This is a genomic window from Chryseobacterium sp. CCNWLW53, from assembly GCF_037083525.1.
Classification (GTDB): Bacteria; Bacteroidota; Bacteroidia; order Flavobacteriales; family Weeksellaceae; genus Chryseobacterium; species Chryseobacterium lathyri.
The window spans coordinates 330,034-350,013 of sequence record NZ_JBAOJR010000001.1; the positions used below are offsets into that span (position 1 = coordinate 330,034).

18 protein-coding genes are annotated in these 19,980 nt (G+C 37.6%); 11 read left to right on the top strand and 7 right to left on the bottom strand.

The genetic code is table 11. From position 1 onward, the window contains the following. Window positions 1-4: 4 nt before the first annotated feature. From V6R96_RS01555 to V6R96_RS01570, 4 genes are all read right to left on the bottom strand, one after another. Complete coding sequence (locus tag V6R96_RS01555; RefSeq protein ID WP_336377799.1) at window positions 5-1,732, bottom strand: HAD-IIIC family phosphatase; 1,728 nt, start codon at window positions 1,730-1,732, stop codon at window positions 5-7. Between the two features lie 8 nt (window positions 1,733-1,740). Further along, complete coding sequence (locus V6R96_RS01560) at window positions 1,741-1,872, bottom strand: hypothetical protein (protein WP_262510837.1); 132 nt, start codon at window positions 1,870-1,872, stop codon at window positions 1,741-1,743. A gap of 30 nt (window positions 1,873-1,902) precedes the next feature. Continuing rightward, window positions 1,903-2,931, bottom strand: coding sequence for an acyltransferase (locus tag V6R96_RS01565; protein ID WP_111958928.1), 1,029 nt, complete (start codon window positions 2,929-2,931; stop codon window positions 1,903-1,905). Window positions 2,932-3,060: 129 nt separating this feature from the next. Then, a complete protein-coding gene (locus V6R96_RS01570) occupies window positions 3,061-3,831 on the bottom strand; it encodes a class I SAM-dependent methyltransferase (protein WP_111958926.1) in 771 nt (256 codons plus the stop codon). A 105-nt stretch (window positions 3,832-3,936) separates the two neighbouring features. Between V6R96_RS01570 and V6R96_RS01575 the strand changes: the two genes are divergently transcribed. Genes V6R96_RS01575 through V6R96_RS01585 form a run of 3 tightly spaced genes read left to right on the top strand, consistent with a single transcriptional unit; the run spans window position 3,937 to window position 6,491 of the window. Next, complete coding sequence (locus tag V6R96_RS01575; protein WP_223558138.1) at window positions 3,937-4,479, top strand: acyltransferase; 543 nt, start codon at window positions 3,937-3,939, stop codon at window positions 4,477-4,479. Between the two features lie 6 nt (window positions 4,480-4,485). Beyond that, complete coding sequence (locus V6R96_RS01580; RefSeq protein WP_336377800.1) at window positions 4,486-5,325, top strand: glycosyltransferase; 840 nt, start codon at window positions 4,486-4,488, stop codon at window positions 5,323-5,325. Next, window positions 5,325-6,491, top strand: a complete 1,167-nt coding sequence (locus tag V6R96_RS01585) for a glycosyltransferase (RefSeq protein WP_336377801.1) — start codon at window positions 5,325-5,327, stop codon at window positions 6,489-6,491. Before V6R96_RS01580 ends, V6R96_RS01585 begins: the two co-directional genes overlap by 1 nt. On the opposite strand, the gene V6R96_RS01590 is transcribed toward V6R96_RS01585, so the two are convergent. Genes V6R96_RS01590 through V6R96_RS01600 form a run of 3 tightly spaced genes read right to left on the bottom strand, consistent with a single transcriptional unit; the run spans window position 6,488 to window position 8,484 of the window. Beyond that, window positions 6,488-7,246: an SDR family oxidoreductase gene (locus tag V6R96_RS01590; protein WP_336377802.1), complete on the bottom strand. Its 759-nt coding sequence runs from the start codon at window positions 7,244-7,246 to the stop codon at window positions 6,488-6,490. The genes V6R96_RS01585 and V6R96_RS01590 overlap by 4 nt on opposite strands. Continuing rightward, the gene (locus tag V6R96_RS01595) at window positions 7,246-7,479 is read right to left on the bottom strand and encodes a hypothetical protein (protein WP_111958916.1); all 234 of its coding nucleotides are present in this window, start codon (window positions 7,477-7,479) and stop codon (window positions 7,246-7,248) included. The genes V6R96_RS01590 and V6R96_RS01595 overlap by 1 nt, the downstream gene beginning before the upstream one ends. A gap of 30 nt (window positions 7,480-7,509) precedes the next feature. Next, complete coding sequence (locus tag V6R96_RS01600; RefSeq protein WP_336377803.1) at window positions 7,510-8,484, bottom strand: ketoacyl-ACP synthase III; 975 nt, start codon at window positions 8,482-8,484, stop codon at window positions 7,510-7,512. Between the two features lie 44 nt (window positions 8,485-8,528). Here V6R96_RS01600 and V6R96_RS01605 point away from each other — a divergent pair, with 44 nt between their 5' ends. The 8 genes from V6R96_RS01605 (at window position 8,529) to V6R96_RS01640 (ending at window position 19,925) form a co-directional block, all read left to right on the top strand. After that, the gene (locus tag V6R96_RS01605) at window positions 8,529-9,092 is read left to right on the top strand and encodes a DapH/DapD/GlmU-related protein (protein ID WP_223558133.1); all 564 of its coding nucleotides are present in this window, start codon (window positions 8,529-8,531) and stop codon (window positions 9,090-9,092) included. Next, a complete protein-coding gene (locus V6R96_RS01610; RefSeq protein ID WP_336377804.1) occupies window positions 9,093-10,244 on the top strand; it encodes a glycosyltransferase in 1,152 nt (383 codons plus the stop codon). A gap of 11 nt (window positions 10,245-10,255) precedes the next feature. Beyond that, window positions 10,256-10,807 carry a serine acetyltransferase gene (locus V6R96_RS01615; RefSeq protein WP_336377805.1) on the top strand — a complete coding sequence of 184 codons (552 nt, stop codon included), beginning with the start codon at window positions 10,256-10,258 and terminating at the stop codon, window positions 10,805-10,807. Window positions 10,808-11,244: 437 nt separating this feature from the next. Beyond that, window positions 11,245-16,176, top strand: coding sequence for a T9SS type A sorting domain-containing protein (locus V6R96_RS01620; RefSeq protein ID WP_336377806.1), 4,932 nt, complete (start codon window positions 11,245-11,247; stop codon window positions 16,174-16,176). Window positions 16,177-16,524: 348 nt separating this feature from the next. Next, window positions 16,525-17,193 carry a carbonic anhydrase gene (locus V6R96_RS01625; RefSeq protein ID WP_111959041.1) on the top strand — a complete coding sequence of 223 codons (669 nt, stop codon included), beginning with the start codon at window positions 16,525-16,527 and terminating at the stop codon, window positions 17,191-17,193. A 21-nt stretch (window positions 17,194-17,214) separates the two neighbouring features. Continuing rightward, entirely contained in the window at window positions 17,215-17,514 is a 300-nt protein-coding gene (locus V6R96_RS01630; protein ID WP_040993425.1) for a hypothetical protein, read from the top strand. A 138-nt stretch (window positions 17,515-17,652) separates the two neighbouring features. Beyond that, window positions 17,653-19,245, top strand: coding sequence for a SulP family inorganic anion transporter (locus V6R96_RS01635; protein WP_336377807.1), 1,593 nt, complete (start codon window positions 17,653-17,655; stop codon window positions 19,243-19,245). A gap of 44 nt (window positions 19,246-19,289) precedes the next feature. Then, window positions 19,290-19,925 carry a carbonic anhydrase gene (locus V6R96_RS01640; protein WP_111958902.1) on the top strand — a complete coding sequence of 212 codons (636 nt, stop codon included), beginning with the start codon at window positions 19,290-19,292 and terminating at the stop codon, window positions 19,923-19,925. Window positions 19,926-19,980: the final 55 nt, after the last annotated feature.

A 19,980-nucleotide genomic window follows, 5' to 3' on the forward strand; every position in this document is an offset into this window, starting at 1 on the left:
TTATTTAATTTTTATTAATAATATATACTTCTTTTGACTGATATTCGTCGACATTTAGAATCCACTGTCCATTATGCTCGGTAAATCCTAATCTTTCATAATGATCTTTTACCATCTGGTTTTTTGCCGTAGGAAGATATTCTCCCACAACCTTTTTAAATCCATGTTTTCTTGCGGTTTCCACAATAGTATTGAGCGTAAAATCTTCCATTCCTCTCTTCAATACACGGCAGCTCATCAGCCACGTATCTATAAAAAGGGTTTCCGGATCTTTCTTTTCCAAAACAATTACACAGATCAATCCATTATCGCCATATTTATCTTCCAGTGTGAAGGAAATAGTGTAATGATTCCCGGAATTGATCAAGCTGTCGATATCCTGTTCCGTGTATCTCACCGTTCTTAAATTAAACTGATTGGAACGCTGTGTCAGCTGTGAAACTCTAGGTTTTGAAAAGCTGTTGAAAGATTTCACATCTGAAACCATATTCATGCTTTTCAGAAAATCTTTCACATTGGTAAAGCTGTCCAGATCAACTGCTCTCTGTGCTTCAACCTGGTATTGTTTGGTCCGTTCCGCATCATTCTCCGAGAAGCTGGATGTTTCAAAAAGGTTCAGTCCGTATAAATATTCCAGATATTCTGCCGGATCTTCAGGCAATTCGGGAACGCAGACTTCAGGAAGGTTTTCGCGTACGATATTTCTTTCAAACGGATTGTCATCAAGAAACACCATGGAATCAAATCCGATATTAAGAATACTTTGGATTTTCCTGATATTATCCGCTTTATTGTCCCAATTAGCCACAAAAACAGCAATATCATCCAGTTTAAGGACCATATCGGGATGCTTTTCAAAAGGCTCTTTAGCTTTATCTTCATCATTCTTGCTGCAAACAGCCAGGATTACACCTCTTCTCTGAAGTGCTTTGATCCAGTACTGAAACTCAGTGAATGCTTTTCCTATCCCCAAACTTCCTATCTGAATATTTTCCAGGCCGTCATCACCAATAATTCCGCCCCATGTGGTATTGTCCAGATCCAGAATCAGACATTTCTTAAACTTTCCTTCAAGAGAGGAAATAATATTGTTAATATGATGGGCAACAATTGGAAGGGCATCCAGGGAAAGTACCATTTCTGTGTTCACATAAATGTTCGGAGAGAACATAAAATCTCTTCCCCACTTATTCTGGATCGAAAGTAGATCTGCAATAAAAAAATTATCATTCTTGATCGCCAGTTCCGCCGAAAGCAAGTAATTGAGTTTATTCAGCTGGAAAACAAAGGATGACTCTACCTTATTGGAAAAGTTACCAAAGATCTGATTATTGATCGCCGGAAAATTACAGTAAATTACCCTGCTTTTGGTTCTGTTCTGAATCGTGCGGTAAAGATCCTCAATATAAGAAATCTTGGTTTCCGCAAAAGCAGTCTGTGTATTGTAGGACTTATAATATTGGTTCAATAATTTATGAGAAGACTCAAAGATGATCGTATAATCTGCGTTGAACTCATAATATTCCGAAGTAGGATCTAAGATCTGCCGTGAAATCTGACCGAAATCAGCTTCAAAAATTTCAAGTTCAAAGCCTTCGTTCATAGCGGTCCCTTTCAAAGCAACATTGAGAAACTGTGTAGCAGTATCACCCAGTAATGCCACCTTGATCTTTTTAAGATGTGGGATATCTCTTCGGAGGCCTTTTTTCAGTTCTGAAAACGTTTTGTACATGAATTCTTTTATTTTATTAAAAATATGAATGTACCAGTTCTCAATGCTGCCAGTTCCGTATTATTTCTTTTAAAGGCTTCCGGATCTTTAGTGTGTCTGTATTCTCTACATGCTTTGGGAACATTCGTATTTTTTTTCATTGTGTTTGTTTTGCTGCAAAAATAAAGATTTTATCTGAGATTTAATTTTTTAAGATAATCTCTAAGTGGTTTTTCAATAAATTGATAGAACAGCATCGAGGTAATGATAAGTACAGCCAGATAAATCCAGAACACACTGTTAATATCAAATTTATAATTTTGTCGTTTCAGAATTTCCCTCAGGATATACAGAATAGGGATATGGGTAATATATACCGCATAACTCGCTTCACCCAAATATTCCAATGGCTTTAACGCCAAAATTTTTGTCACCAGCCCGTTATTCCAGGAAATTAAAAGAATCAGCGGAATAAAAAGCACTGCCATAAGTCCGTTATGATAAAAAAGAGGAACAAAGATGAGTGAAAGCATTACAGATGCAAAGACCAGAATTACAGGAATATCATAATTTTTCTGCTTAAAATTATTCACAAAGAATAATCCGGCAAGGTTTCCCACCAAAAATTCACTTACATGCATCAGCGGGAAATAATATAGAAATTCATGGCTTTCCGTATGTGGACCTTTGTAGGATGGTGAAGCTTCATAGAGATGGGAGAATACCTGAGTAATAATCCACAGCACAATACCTGCCACCCAGATGCTTTTATTTTTTTTGGAGTAAAAATAATTATACAGCACCGGGAAAATCAGATAAAAAAGAAATTCCACAGAAATAGACCATCCCGGAAAATTCAGGATCATTGCCTTACCCGGAATCCAGCTCTGCAGCCCGAACAGATATAAAAAAACATTGATAATGCTGAAATTTGAATATCTGGTGACCAGGTAGAGCAGCAGTCCCACTACATATAACGGATAGATCCTTGCAAACCTGTTTTTATAATATTCAATATAGTCTATTTTTTCTTTTTTATGATAGGCTACGATCATAATAAATCCAGAAAGAATAAAAAAGTAGCTTACCCCAACATTCGCCTTTAAAAAGATATTTGAAATATAATCTGTTTTATAAACAAACATATCTTTATTAAAATGAGAAATAACTATAGCTATAGCTGCAAGGAATCTGGTAAAGGTAATCTGGCTTATCTTCATTCACAAGAACTGTTCAACAGTTTTATAATAATATTAGTTAGGGATAAAAATATTAGAAGACCTTTAAACACTTTCCCGCCCGTCATGAAAATACGGCCGGACATCCCGAACAATTAATCTTCTCTAAAACTATTTGACAAAAACCCCGATATACTTCCCTTCATATTCCACTACCGTTGTTTCTATACTGTTTTTTTCACAGAAATCCTGGTAAGCAGAATTGTCACCAATATCGTCACTGATGAAAACGCCTCCTTTTTTCAGATGCTTATACAGCTCATCATAGGCCCACATTCTCCCGTTGTAACTCTTATCAGAATCGTAATGAAGGACATCAAAAACTGAGTTTTCAGCAAAAATCTTAGGCAGCGATTCTTTATCTGCAAAACGGAATAATTTCCAATTTTTTTTAAGGTTTTGCGGCACCACGTAGCCTACATATTGATCTCCATCCTGTGCCAGGTATGGCATATCCGAACTATACAGTGTTCCGTCTCTTTTTGTAAGAGACAGAAGTGAGGCCAGCGATGACCATCCATATGCTACACCTGTTTCCACGACATGCTTTGCATTGGAAAATTCACATGCATAATACATCAGCTCCAAAGCACCGGGACCACCCATTTTTACAGGACATGCCTTTTCCTTTTGTTCTGCAGTTTTTAATACTTCTGCATAATCTTTACGAAAAGCATCTATATCAAACCCAAACAATTTTGAAACAGCCTCTGCCTGGGAAACAGCTTTTCCGGCAGCCCAGGAATTTGTTTTTTCCTTTCCTTTGAAAGCATTGCCTCTGTTGACTGTATTTTTAATTATTTTCCGGCCCAGTTCCGGATAAAGATCGGGTCTTTTCAAATACCCTATAAATGTCTTGAGAACCCTTGTTATTTCACTCACTGTGTTGTATTTAATACCGCAAAAATAAATATTTTTTTCTCAATTATGTAAAAACAGATTATATTTGTGAGGCCCAAGTGAAATAAAAAAATTAAAAACTCCTGTATGTTCTACAATTTTTTCGAAAAAATATACAGAAGGCAGCAGCTTTCTATTCTGAAAAAAAACCCTAAAGTATTTTTTGAAAATATCAGATTGGGCGTGGGTGGACGCTTTATCCTGGATAAGGATATAAAAAGCATGAGCATCGGAAAGTCTGTGGAATTCAGAAATTACACTTGTATCCTGATGATGAAAGATGCCAACTTAGAAATAGGTGACCATTTTTTTATGAATAACTTCTGCTCAATCAACTGCCTTGAACATATTTCAATTGGTGAAAATACATTGTTTGGTGAAAATGTCAGACTTTATGATCATAACCATACCTATGACACTTCTCCTACCTTCAAGCTCCATTCTTCTAAATTTACTAAAGCTCCCATAAAAATAGGCAGCAACTGCTGGCTGGGAAGTAATGTTACAGTACTGAAAGGTGTTACAATAGGTGACAACTGCATTATCGGAGCAGGATGTACCATATTCAAAGATGTTCCTGCCAATACGCAGGTTGTTAACAAGCAGGATTTAGTATTCAATTCCCTTTAAATTCAGATGAAATTCTCAATACTTATTGCCCATTACAATAATGCTATGCTGTTCAAAGACTGTTACAGCTCATTACTTGCCCAGACCTACAAAAATTGGGAAGCCATCATTCTGGATGACGCCTCGTCTGATGAAGAAAAGACACAGATAAAAGCCATCATTGCCGGTGACGAACGGTTTAAATTCTTCGAAAATGAACAAAATTCCGGCGTGGGAGTTACCAAAAGTAAACTTATTGATCTTGCTTCGGGAGACATCTGCGGCTTTGTAGACCCTGACGATGCTATTCTTCCTCATGCTATTGAAAAGGCAGTAAATGTATTCGTGCAGAAAAAGAACGTAGTATTGGCCTATTCGCGGTTTATGAGCTGTGATAAGGATCTGAAGCCTATCGCTCCGTTTAAATCTGCCATGCAGGTTCAGAATAAAGATCCGTATTTTTTTAATTATCCTATTCAGATTGCTCATTTTGTGACGTTCAGAAAAGATATTTATGAACAGACTGAGAAAATGAATGCTGCGCTGAAAATCTCTGAGGATCAGGATCTCTATTTAAAGATGTATGAAAAAGGCGATGTTTATTTTATCGACGACACCAATTATCTTTACAGAACCCATACAGGCGGAATTTCACAAAACGAGAATAAAGCAAAATCTTACGAATATTTTGCCCAGGTGGTTTTCAATGCGATGAAACGAAGGAATATTAAAAGCATAAACGGAATGAAAATTCCGGAAACCTATACCGGACAGCAGGAAATTTTCAAACTATTGGAATACCAGAATTCGGTTCCATATAGGATAAAAAGAAAAATCTCTATTACTTTACAAAAACTTTTCAGGTAATGCCAGCAGAAAATCATAAAATAAAAGTCCTTTTCAGACACCGTTCCATGGAAATGGGCGGCGTGGAAAAAGTAATCCTCAGTATTCTTAATAATCTCAGTCCTGAAAAATTTGATATAACCGTATGTCTGAATCTGAATCAGGGTGAGCTAAGGGATGAATTCCCTAAACATGTTAAAAAGGTATATTTTGCTGACGGAAAAGAAGATTTATCCAAAAATCCTTTGATCCAAAAAATCCAATTGATTCGCAGAAGGTTAAAACTTTCCCGCGCACTGAAAAGCCATACAATCTCTGACCGTCTTTTAGGAAACAAAAAATTCGATATAGAGATCGCTCCTACTTATTCAGCATTTTCATCTGTTATCAATTCCAGCAACAAAGCCTCTAAGAAATTAGGATGGTTTCACTCTGAAATTAATCTACCTAAATTACAGCCGCTGGTTCCTGATATTCTGGATAATTTCTCACAGTTTGACCATATGATTTACTGTTCACAGAAAATCAAAGATCTGATGCATACCTATTATCCGGAACTGAAGTATCCTGAAGAAAGTGTAGTGATCAATGCCATTCCTATTGACGAAATCAAGAGAAAAGCACAGGAAAAAATAGAACCTCTTCCTCAGGGCCCTGTTTTTGTTTCCGTAGGACGTCTTCACGACAGAAAAGGATACCATAAACTTATTGATGCCCACAAAAGATTAATTGATGAAGGCTACCATCATAATATTATCGTTATAGGCAGCGGTGAAGAAATGAAAAACCTTACCGAGCAGATCCGGATAAATAATGTTCAGGATACGTTTATTTTGAGTGGTAATAAGATGAATCCCTATCCTTATGTGAAAAATGCAGACTATTTTATTCTGCCTTCCGAATCCGAAGCCTGGCCGCTGGTAATCGCTGAAGCTTTAATCCTTCAGAAACCTATTATTGCTACCGATACAGGAGATGTAGGAGTGATGATCAAAGACCGAGAAACCGGTTACCTCATCAATTATGAAACGAATGAGATGTATGCTGCCATGAAGACTTTTCTTACAGATCCGGAGCTTATTGCCAGGATCAGAAAAAACCTGGAAACCATAGAAGACCAGTTTGACAATCAGAAAATCTTTAGTGCAGTGGAAGGAATTCTTGAAGATCTCTACAAAAAAAATTAATGGGCGGAATATCCTCCGTCCACAACAAGATTCGAGCCTGTAATCCATTTTGAGGCATCCGAAAGCAGGAAAATACAGGCGTTGGCTACATCTTCAGGCTGCCCTATTCCCAACGGATGTTTTTTAATGATCTCTTCTGCAGCTTCCTCACCAACGTTTTCAAACATTTTTTCGAGCAACGGAGTATTTACCATAGCCGGGCTTATGCTGTTCACCCTTATTCCACTTCTTGAAAGCTCCATAGCCATGGACCGGGCGCCTGCGATCACGGCACCTTTACTTGCTGAATAAGCTGATTTTCCTATTTCGCCCACCATTCCTGCTACTGAAGAAATGAAGACAAAACTGGCAACTTCACTTTTATATTTTTTGAGGGATAAAATTTTGGCAATTTCAAAACCAGATATGGCATTGACTGCAAAAATATCTGCATAAAGCTGGGGAGTATGTTTTTTCAGAGGAAGTGTTTTTTCTATCCCCGCACAGTGGATGAATCCTGAGATTTTACCTAAAACCGATACTTTTTCAGCGATCAGTTCTTCAAGATTTTCAGCTCTGGTAATATCTGCAATAATGGTTTCAGCTTTGCTATCCGGAGCCAGCAGAGATACTGTTTTCTGCAGCTCTTCTTCGTTTCTGGCAATAAGGATAAGATCTGCTCCACTCTTGCTACATTCTACAGAACAGCTTCTCCCGATACCGGAAGAAGCTCCTGTAATAAGAATTATTTTGTCTTTTAAAGAAAACTGATTCACTAATCTTCGAAGTTTTCTTTACCGATAATATTCATAAGATCAGAAACAGTTTCTATATCTTTAAAATAATTTGAATCAATTTTCTTATCGAAACTCTCATCAACAAATGCAATTACAGAAAGCAGGCTGATGGAATCATAGCTTTCCAGCTGTTTTAAGTTTGTTTCGATTGTTAATGTTTCCTTTTCTTCTAATTCTTCTTGCAATTTCTCTAAAAAAACGGATGTCTTCATATATTTTATTTTACTACATTATATTCTATTTCAAATTTCCAGCACGGTTGCTCCCCAGGAATATCCTACTCCAAAACCTGCCATCAATACCCTGTCTCCTTTTTTCAGCATTCCCTTTTCCATCATATCTTTCAGGGCAATTGGAATGGTTGCCGAAACAGTATTTCCAGTGTTTTCCATATCGATATAAAACTTTTCTGCCGGTATTTTAGTTTTCTTCCTTAAATAATTCAGCATAAAAGAATTGGCCTGATGGAAAACAAAATGATCAATATCTTCCATCGTCAGCCCATTTGTTTCCAAAGTTTCCTTTACCAGTCCCGGAATATTTTCGATGGTAAAATTAAAAATTTCGGGTCCGTTCATGTAAAGATTCTCCGGATCAAAATCATTTTCAGGATTAAGCTCAAAATCTTTTTTGAAAGCTCCTTTCTTTACAATAAGATTTTCGGCACCACTCCCGTCTGTACCCAGGCAGAACTGATAATCCTTAGCATTTTCATCCTTCTCTACAATTACAGAAGCTGATGCGTCCCCGAATATGCTTCGGTTGGCTTTATCTTTTGGATTGATATGCTTTGTATAGGTTTCTGATGTGATCAGTAAAATACTTTTCGCAATACCGGCTGCTACCAATCCTTTAGCAAAAGCCAGTCCATAAATGAATCCGGAGCACCCAAGATTAAAATCCATTGCTCCGATATTCCTTCTAAGGCCCAGTCTATCCTGAAGAATACAGGCGGTAGTGGGAAGAAAATAATCCGGACTCTGGGTACAAAAGAGAATAAAATCGACCTTATTCCTGTCATAGTTCGCGAAAAGTTTTTCTGAAGATTTTACAGCAAGCTCAAGAACAGTTTCGTTGTCTGAAGAAATATGGCGCTGTCTGATCCCTATTTTTTCATGAATTCTATCAGAGCTCCAGTCAGGAAATTCTTTCTCAAGATCCTCGTTGGTCAGAACCTTGGCGGGCAAATAATATTCTATTTTGGAAACTTTTATCATAGAAATTCTTTTTCTTTGTAAAAATAAAAAACAAATTCACAATAATGATGCTCCTATTTAGAATCATATTGAAAATCCGTTCCCTGTATGAAGACTTAGTGAAAAATGCTGCTATAAAAGTAGCCATTCATCGAGGAATGAAAGTTGGTGACAATCTGTATGTTCAAGGTATTCCAAACTTTGGCTCAGAATGTTTTCTTATAGAAATGGGTGATAATGTAACGATTGCAGAAGGTGTTTCTTTCATCAATCACGGTGGAGATGGCCGGGTAACCAAAAGAATTGAGAAATATAAAAACGGGAGAACTTTCGGAAGAATAAAAATTGGCAACAATACTTTTATTGGAAAAGGCACTATTCTTTTACCCGGGGTTTCTATCGGAAGCAATTGTATTGTAGGTTCATTAAGTGTTGTCAGCAGTTCCATTCCTGATAATTCAGTGTATGCAGGAGCTCCTGCAAAATTTATCTGTACCATTGAGCAGTATGGCGAAAAATTATTAGACAACAACACGGTTTACCCTTTAGAGCTGGAAGCTGACCGATCTGCTTTAGAAAAATACCTCATCAAAAATCTCCCTCACAATTATAAACCCGTAAAAAAATAAATGTCACAAAAAAAGAAAGTTCTTATTCGTATAGGCTCTCTCCGGCATGGCGGTGCAGAAAAAGTTCTCATCAACTTTCTCAAAAACCTTCCTGAAGATAAGTATGAAATAGACCTGCTGATCAATCTTTATACAGGAATGTATATCAAGGAGGTTCCGTCATGGGTCAATCTGCAATATCTTCTTAAGGGTGAGATGATTACCACCAACAGACCTCACGAAATCCCTGTAAAAGCATTCAGAGTGCTTTATCAGAAGCTATTTCTTTGGTTTCCGACTCTTCTTTACCGGTTTATTCTGAAAAATAAAAAGTACGACGTAGAAATAGCAGCTATTCACGGAATGTACAGAGAACTTCTTTCCAGTCCTCAAAAGGATTCAAAAAAAATTATCTGGATACAGAACGACATTTTTAATCTGAAAGAATATACGCCGGATGTGATCAGACAGCTTTTCCGCTTTGACAGGATACTGGTTATTTCCAATAAACTGAAAGAGGAAATGCAGAAGGTGGCAAAAACTGATATGGAAAAGCAGGCGGTTATTAAAATTTATAACCCGATAGATAAAGATGATACTCTCAACAAGGCAAATACGGCAATTGATGATTATCCTTTTTCCAGTAGTCTTCCTACTTTTATCACCATTGGGACGGTTTATCCGCAGAAAGGCTACGACAGGCTTCTGGAAGTGCATAAAAAACTGATCGACGAGGGACTGAAACACCAGATCATCATTATTGGTGATGGTTTTGATTTTGAGAATATTCAGACCAAGCTTAACCAATTGGGTCTTCAGGAAACTGTAAAAATGCTAGGCTTCAGAAGTAATCCTTACCCTTATCTGAAAAGGGCTGATTTTTATGTGATGTCTTCAAGACATGAAGGTTTCCCTACCATTATCGCGGAAGCTTTGATTTTGAACAAACCAATTGTCTCTACAGATGTTTCAGGAATAAAAGATCTTCTCCAAGAAGGAAAATTGGGTGTCATTATTCCAAATTCAGAGGATGGAATTTATGAGGGGATGAAGAAGCTTCTTACCAACCATGAGCTTGCAGCTCACTATGAAAAAGAAATTGCAATGACTGATCTGCCTTTTGTACTGCAGAAATCTGTGGCACAGCTTCAGGAAATCATTGATGAATTATAAAAAAACTTAAAATGGATTATACTATCATACAAAAGGATTTTTACAGGGAAAGCGGAAAATGGCTCTCTTCATTTGAGATCTTGAAAAAATGTATCAATCCGAATCTGCATTTTATTTATATCCTAAGAAAAGCTCAGAAATATAATAAAAAGCCTGTTTTAGGAATATTCTGGAAGTTTGTCCTCAGACATTATCAAATAAAATACGGCTATCAGATTTATCCCGAAACGGAAATTGGAGAAGGGTTTTACTTAGGCCACTGGGGAAGCTTAGTGATCAATCCTAAAGCTAAAATCGGGAAAAACTGCAATATTGCGCAAGGCGTTACGATCGGCCAACAAAACAGAGGTAAGCTTCAAGGTTTCCCTACAATTTGTGATGAAGTATGGATAGGAGCCAATGCCGTAATTGTAGGTGGAATTACTATCGGAAACAATGTTTTAATTGCACCCAATTCGTATGTTAATTTTGATGTTCCTGCCAATTCTGTGGTAGTTGGAAATCCCGGAACAATTTACCCGACAGAAAGTGCTACAGAAGCTTATATCAATAATAAAATATAAAAAATCCTTGTTATAAATTTATAAATCTATATAACATTTTCCTTAAAAATTAATTTCCCTATTGTAGGGAAATATTTTTTTATCGACTTTTGTTAAAAAGTTTTTATGATTTGAGCAAGCTTAAAATTTTAAATTCTTTTTCAAAAAAACACAATATAACTTTAAAACACAACAACATGGAAAAAAATTCACTTTCTAAGCATGGCGCAGTTTTCTATATTGCCCCATTTTTATCATTCCTGAAACCTGTTTTCACGAGTCTGATTTAAATCACCAACCTAGTCTTTATATAAAAAACGGTAAATATTTTATTTATTGCAAAGCTCCATTTACCAATAATCAGGTTGGGATTGGAATATTGCAGTTTTTAGTTATTCACTACAGCTTATTAAGCCTAGTATCCTATTTCGCACAAAAACACTTTTAATTTTATACGTATGAAAAAAAAATCGACACTAAAGATTTTTGCTGCAGTATTTTGTATTGCATCGTCTCATGCTTTCCCGAGGGCAATTCCCGTCCCCGGACATCATGAGACCAGTATTGGATTCAAATACAGGGCACCTCTCCCACCGAGTGTCTATGATCTGGATCCTCTTATCGTCATTCCACAAAATGTGAATGAAAAGGGGTTAGTGGTTATTAAAGGAAACTTCCAGAAACCCAATACCGCCGGAGATGTAAAAGTTACCATCAAGTACAAAGACGCCCAAAACAACTGGGTCTCTTTATGGTGTAAGACTTTTGCCGGCAACTATGAATATAATGAAGAGCTTACAGCCAATTTTGAATTACCTCAATCGGCTTTGAATACGCACTCCGTTAAGGTTGAATTAAGCTCAGACGCCACCATTACCAACTGGCAGTCCGTCGTTTGGGACAAAACCGTTAGCCATTACAAACAATCGAATTATGCTTACGCCAACTGCGACCTGGATGAAAACCAATACACTATTCTATTCACGCCTAAAAAAAACGGAACGGTTTTATACAACTCCAACGGAACCGTTTCGGGAGTAAAAGACAGGGTGACTTCCCAGCATTTGGCAAGAAAACTGGATGATATTGTTTTATCTTTCCAGGGAAATGCAGCATTGGATAATGCCAACGCTAATTCACCGGTTGTTAATATTACAAACCCTAATAATCTTGCTACTATTGCAAGTTCCCAAAAATATATTTATCAGAATAGTGATACAAGTCCCTTTGAGTTCTCTTATCACGATCCTGTTTATATGTTTGCAGGAAAATTTTCTAATGAAAGTTTCTTTATTAACTTCAGTAACTGGTTCTTACCTCCGGAAGAAGGAGGAGAAGACTGGGGAAGAGGATATTTAGACTTTACCAATCCCAATTCTCTTCTTAACAGATACTACAACCTTTATAATTACATCAATGAAAAGCTGGGTGATGTTTTCGCCAATCAGCAGCCGGTAGTTATTGTAATCAGTAAGATCACAGGACTAAGAGTTTATAAAGCTAATGGACAATACGTTTCCCTTACTGCCATAAGCAATTATAATACTACTGATGATTTTGGCTACCCTCCGCTTAATAACAAACAAAGAGGGCCGGGTTCTGAGAATTTTTCATTAAGTAATACTTCCCAGGCTTCGCTGTATGGTGTTGGAGCTATTAGAAACCGAAAAGTGATCACTGGCTGGAATGGTCCGTCCAGACCTTTGATGGATATAGAAAGTGAGATCAACAAATTTATAAAATATGTAGGAATTTTCGGAAATCCAACCACGGAGGATTGTCCTGTTACCTGCTTTACTATAAATGCCGGCGCTCAATCTGATTATGCAGACTGGACCAAAGCTCCGAACAGTTATATCTTCACAGGTAAGGATCCAAAAAACAATACTAATGTGGACGGTCTTTATATTCCTGTGAAAAAAGCTCACGAAATGTGGTCCAAAGGTGGAGATTTTATGAAGGATGACAGTGGCAACTATACACCTATTCCTGAGCAGGGACTTGCAAAGGCAGGACTGTATTGGGAAGATGAACCAGGACTTATAAAATCCGTTGCTTTAGAAGGGACAGGAGAAAATGCCAGGATCAAGGTAATGGTCAACAAAGTAAAAGAAGGTAATGCAGTAATATCATACAAAGTAAATGACAAAATCTACTGGTCATGGCACGTATGGGTTACCGATGATCCGGGAATCAATGGAAGTACCTACCATCATGGTTTTGAAAAGAATAAAGATGGAAATACCGTGACGAACTGGAAATGGATGGACAGAAACCTGGGTGCTACCAATGCAAGTTTCGTTGGAAACGACTGGCATAAATCCGCCGGACTTCAGTATCAGTGGGGAAGAAAAGACCCGTTCCCGCCATTCGGACTTAAAGACTTAAGCCTGTATCCTATTAATGGAGAGATCAATTTAAATTATAATGATCCGGCATTCCAGTCTAAATTCATAAAAGTAAGAGGTAATAAATATTCTACCCAAATCAATACAGGGACAGATACGCCAAACGGAAACATCCGGTTTTCCATTCAAAACCCGATCAGCTTTATTGCAACACCAATTTTTGTTGCTACAAAAGACCAGACATTATCAAATGATGGTGAAGACTTTTTAAAACAGAACGGTGATAACAGCTGGACATCAGTAGGAATTACTACATGGTTCTCGAAACAAAAATATAAGAAATATGAACCTCCTTACCGTGAAAATATAATCGCGTGGGATCTTTGGGGAGATACACGTCAGGGTAACTATTCCGATATAGACGATGCTGTTGTTGGGGAAGCCAGTACCAGATACGCATTGAAATCATCATATGACCCATGTCCGTGTAACTGGAGAGTCCCTTCAAGTTATTTTTCAGGAGGAAGAAATTCCGGAACTCCAATGCCGGATGAAAACAGATACAGCCCTTGGGGAAAACATACCGGAAATACCGTTAACCCGGAATTCAATGCTACTACATTAAATGCAGACTATCCGGGCATAAAGGTTTATCCTCAGTTTGGATTCGATTTTTCAGGGGTTTCAGGAATGAATCTGGGCAAATTCCCTATTAATGGAAATTATGAATCATACCCAAATGGAACAGGTCCATTAAAATACGGAACTGGATGGATCACACCGGTTCTTAATTTCCAGGATCAGAGTGCTGATGGAGGTTTATTAACTTCTACATTCATGACTGCCTCTGAAGTTATCAATGGCGTACGTTATCCTTCATTCGGAGCTGCCGGACTGGCTTTAATATCAGATCCTTTGAGCGGATCCAAGCCAAGACCGGGATGGCATAGATTCTCAAGCAGTGCTTATACAGGCAGTGGTGGTGTTCGTTGTATTTATGACCCTAACGCCGCCTCTATGTCGCAGGAATTTGACACTCAATATGTTTATTCAGGAAGCGAGATTTATTCTACTGAAACTTTAAAATCATGGACCAAACTTCCAAACAGTTATGTAGAATATACCAATTCTGACCTGGTAACACCCAATCCAAACGGAAATAATATAGATCCAAACAGGGATAATGACAGGATTATTGATATCCCTTTAAGAAAGGCATATGCAATGTATAAACTCCATTTAAGTACGGACTTCTCTTTCCCGGCAGACGGCACGAAAACCTCATCCGTAGTTTGGACCACCAATACGAGTCTGATCAAAACAATGGAAATTATAGGTGGAGACGGCCCTATAGAGAGCGCCATATTAAGAGTTACCTTAAATTCAAAAACATATGGTAATGCTGTTGTTGCGTTCCACATGGGTAGTGGAACCTGGTCAGCAAACAAGCATAATGATCCGGTATTATGGAGCTGGCATATATGGGCACCAAGATCTATAATCACAAAGTATGATGTAGATCCTGAAAACGCTGGGAATGGAGGGGTTATTCCTGCTAACGAGCAGTTTGTAGATCCGATGACCAGTGCAGGTGTACCTATGAAAACGACCTTTATGGACAGGGATCTCGGAGCCAAAGATAAGCTGGTGAATGAGCATATTTATGAACCTTCCGGTTCTGTATTTGCATCAGGTCTGGCTGCTCCTACTACAGCTAGCTTTCCAACAGGAAATCCTGCCGTACTAGCCAGATTAGCTCAAATAAGTGAAAGTGGAGGTTTACACTATCAATGGGGCAGAAAAGATCCATTGCCAGTGTTTTACAATCCGGGACCGTCTTATTATAACTATGGGACCAATTACGCTGCATATAATGTATTCAGACAAAATAACCCTGCCAATGCTACTACCGGGGCAATACCTTATACAGCTAATATGCCTGAATCAGATTATTTAACTTCTTATACTCAGGCTTATCCTACCTATTCAGCTGCCGCTAATGTTTCCACATCCGATTCAAAAGCAGATAAACTGAAGAAAATAGTAAAGTATTCTGTTAACAACCCACTAAATTATCTATATCAAACCGATACAGCAAAATTAGACTGGGTTTCTGATGAGAATGGAAACATGCCGGAAAGATGGGGGCATGCTACCGAAAAATCTGCATACGATCCATGTCCTGCAGGCTGGAGAATAGTAGATCTTGAAAGCGTTTCCACTGGAATTATCCTTGGTAATTTTATTTCAAAAGGAAATACACCTTGGTTCTATAATAAGCAATTTAATACTGCTTATGGTGTAGATCCGGGAGATATCAATGCACTGGTGAAATATGAAAATTATGACCCGGCTAAATATAACTATATTGGCGGTACTCTATATGCCTATTATTCAGGAAAAGGGGCCGTAGCTTATGGATATATATTAAACAGACCGGAATACAATATAGGTTTATTTCCTAATACGGGTATAAGAGGTTTTAACGGAGGTAATGCGATGAGCGATTATCTTAATGGCACCTCAGGTTTAAAGGCTTTCCAGTATTCTGGTATCTGGACATCCGCCAGCCAAGGTAGTGGTGGAAGCTCTTTAGGGATGCTATTTAAAACAACTTCCAATCCTTATTATTTCTTAACGCCAACATTCGGTTTCCGCCCTCAGGCAGCTATGTCCTGCCGTTGTGCTGAAATTAAATACGATGCCAATGGAAATGAAATAGGAAGGTATGAACCGTTCACCATCCCAGTTGCGCCAAATGCTTTAGCTAAGGCAAACAATGTTCTTGCAAAATCAGTGATCGAGGAAAAAGTAGCTCAGAACAAACTTGAGTTCTTCCCGAATCCTGTGAAGAATATGCTGTATATCAAAGGAAATGATATCGCTAAAGAATATTATTATCAGATTTACAACCTATCCGGTCAGCTGGTAAAATCAGGTAAGTTTGAAAACGAAAGAACAGATCTTTCATCTTTAATATCCGGAATTTATTTAGTAAGAATCAATAATTCTGAAACAATAGTGAAAATTATTAAACAATAACAAATAACAACTGTTTAAAATTTGAACCGCCTCAAAAATGAGGCGGTTTTTTTATAGAATTAAGAATATTTTAATCCTCAATTTTAATTTTTATCATTTATAGTTTGTAATTTTATCAAAGTTTCTTGAAGTGTGAATAATCATTTTTTCTAAAGAAATTGTATGGAAACGCCATGTAGCAGCCATTTTAAACATGATTTTAAGCATATTTTAATATTAAATTTTGTTAAAAGTAGCTGCTATTTCGGCAAAAATTATATTTTTGCATAATTATTGATTTAATCTATTGAATTTGAAAATAATTTAAACGAAATAAATAATTATAAACCTTTTTTAATTTTTAAAATTATGTCACAGTCGTACGAAATTATTTTCGAAAACAACAGAAAATGGGTAGAGTCTAAAATTTCACAAGACCCGGAATTCTTTCACGAGCTGGCAAAAACTCAGAATCCTGATTATTTATATATCGGATGTTCAGACAGCAGAGCTACAGCGGAAGAGATTATGGGTGCAAAACCTGGAGAAGTTTTTGTCCACAGAAACATTGCTAATGTTGTAAATACTTTAGACATGAGCTCCACAGCGGTCATTCAATATGCTGTAGAACACCTTAAAGTAAAACACATTATCGTATGCGGACACTACAACTGTGGCGGAGTAAAAGCAGCGATGACCCCTCAGGATCTTGGATTATTAAACCCTTGGTTAAGGAATATCCGTGATGTTTACAGATTGCACCAGACTGAATTAGACGCTATCGAAGATGAAGGAAAACGTTATGACAAACTTGTAGAACTGAATGTTCAGGAGCAGTGCATCAACGTGATTAAAATGGCCTGCGTACAGGAAAGATACATCATAGATGAATATCCTATTGTACATGGCTGGGTATTTGACCTTAGAACAGGTAAGATCATTGATTTGGAAATTGATTTCGAGAAAATTCTGAAAGACATCCAAAAAATCTACAACCTTACAAGTTCTGATTGGGTAATGAGCAGAAAAACAGATTAGTTTTTCTAAAATGAATGTAAGATGAAATTCTGGAGTATTATTGTATTGACCTTCTTCCTAAACTTCACAGCACTGCCGGGCATTGCTGCGGTTGCAGGCTGGGATATAGCAAGGACCAATGTAATCATCAATGAAGAAGAACCACATTCTCACCCATCATCCTTTATTGTTTACGAAAAGACCCTTCCGAAAACTTTGGACGTATTTGATTACGTGAAGTTTTCCGAGCCTGATCTTCAGGGGGTATCTTTTGAGCTGATAGATGATTCCTTTCATCTGTCGCCGCTACTTACCATATTTTCTCCGCCTCCGGAAGCTTAATTTTTAAGTATCATTAGATTTCATAGTATTCATATCAACGCTGATATCGGATACCTGTGCTTTAAAATTAAATTTCCAATCTTTTATAATTGATTATCTAAAGACAGATCAATCGGTTATAGTATTTTTCAAAACATCATGAAAAAAACATCATTTATAGGAGGAATCAAGGAGAATTTCCCTTCTGGGCTCGTTGTATTCTTAGTCGCGCTTCCATTATGTCTCGGAATCGCTTTAGCATCAGGGGCACCACCTTTGTCGGGTGTAATTGCCGGTATTGTAGGAGGAATAGTAGTGGGATTTCTCAGTAATTCAAATATATCGGTATCTGGTCCTGCAGCCGGTCTTACAGCTATTGTTCTAACAGCTATTACAGATCTGGGAGCTTTTGAGCTTTTCCTTTGTGCAGGAATCATTGCCGGACTTATCCAATTAATCCTGGGATTCATCAGAGCCGGAAGTATATCCAATTATTTCCCGAATAATGTTATAGAGGGAATGCTTGCCGCTATCGGTATCATCATTATTTTGAAACAAATCCCACATGCCATGGGATTCGATAAAGATTACGAAGGTCATGAATCTATTTTTGACAATGGTTTAAATCTCGGATACTTTACAGAATTATTCGGAGCCATACACATGGGAGCTATCCTGGTAACGCTGGTTTCTGTAGGTATCCTTATTGCATGGGATAAAATTCCAGCTTTAAAAAGAATGAAAATGCTTCCCGGAGCATTGGTTGCAGTAGTGGCAGGAATACTTCTGAATGAAGCATTCAAACTGTCCGGCAGCTCTTTGGCGATCAATACTCAGCATTTGGTTTCATTGCCGGTACCGCAGTCCTTGGATGATTTCAAAAATCTTGTTACGATGCCTGATTTTAATGGATTCACCAATCCTAAGGTATGGATAGTAGGAGCAACTATTGCCATTGTAGCTTCTATTGAAACCCTGCTTTGTATTGAAGCCTCAGATAGGTTAGATAAGCAGAGAAGAATTACCGACACCAATCTTGAGCTTAAAGCACAGGGAATCGGAAATTTAATAAGTTCATTTATCGGAGGCCTGCCAATGACATCTGTAGTGGTAAGGAGTTCTGCCAATGCCAACGCCGGTGCCACTTCAAAACTTTCAGCTGTGATCCACGGTGTCCTTTTATTGGTATGTGTGCTTACTATTCCATTCATACTGAATTTAATACCGCTTGCTACACTTGCTGCAGTATTGATTCTTGTAGGATATAAACTGGCAAAACCTGCCACATTCAAGCATTTCTGGCATTTGGGTAAATTCCAGTTCATTCCTTTTGTCGCTACTGTTGTAGCTGTTGTGGCAACCGATCTTCTTAAAGGAGTGGGTATTGGCCTGGCTATTTCCGTATTCTATATCCTACAGGGAAATATGAAGCGTGCTTATTATCTGAGCAGAGAAAAGCTGAATGATGCCGATGAAATCAATATTAAGCTTGCTGAAGAAGTTTCTTTCCTGAATAAGGCAGCCATCAAAAAAACATTAAAAAATGTGAAGCCTAATTCTACTGTGACCATCGATGCAAGGGGAACTTCATATATTGCTACAGACGTACTGGAAATGATCCAGGATTTCGCCAATATCCGGGCCAAAGAAGAAGATATTAATGTGGAACTTTTAGGCTTCAAAACTTCATACAAGGATTATGAAACAGATGAAGACTCTCACATCCTTATCACCCACAGAAGAGCTATGTAAGCTCATTACAGTAATTTTTAATTTAAAAAGAATAAATCAATCATATGAAAGCACATACATACGAAACCCAATCTACCATTAATCCTGAAAAAGCATTAAATTTTCTAAAAGACGGAAACCAAAGGTTTGTGAACAACCTAAAAGCAAACAGAGATCTTTTAGAACAAGTTAATGCAACACGTGAAGGCCAGTGGCCTTTTGCAGTAGTTTTAAGCTGTATAGACAGCCGTACTTCTGCGGAACTTATCTTTGATCAGGGATTAGGAGATATTTTCAGTATCAGAATTGCCGGTAATTTTGTCAATCAGGATATTTTAGGCTCAATGGAATTTGGCTGTAACGTTGCAGGTTCCAAGCTTGTTGTCGTTTTAGGACACACTAAATGCGGTGCATTAAAAGGTGGTCTGGACGCTGCGCAAATTCAGGGGATGGGAATGGATAATCTCAACCACTTAATCAATCATTTCGATCCCATCATTAATGAAATTATTGAAGAAGGCGAAGAACGTTCATCAAAAAACGGTTCACTTTTGGAAAGACTGAATCAGCAAAACGTAAAAAATGCCATCGAAGATATCCGTACGCAAAGTTCAACACTTAAAAAGCTTGAAGACGAAGGTAAAATCAAAATAGTCGGAGCCAATTACGATGTTGAAACCGGAGTTGTTACCTGGCTTTAAGAGATAAAAATCTGTACATTTTTATTACATATAAATAAAAAATCATGTTATAGTT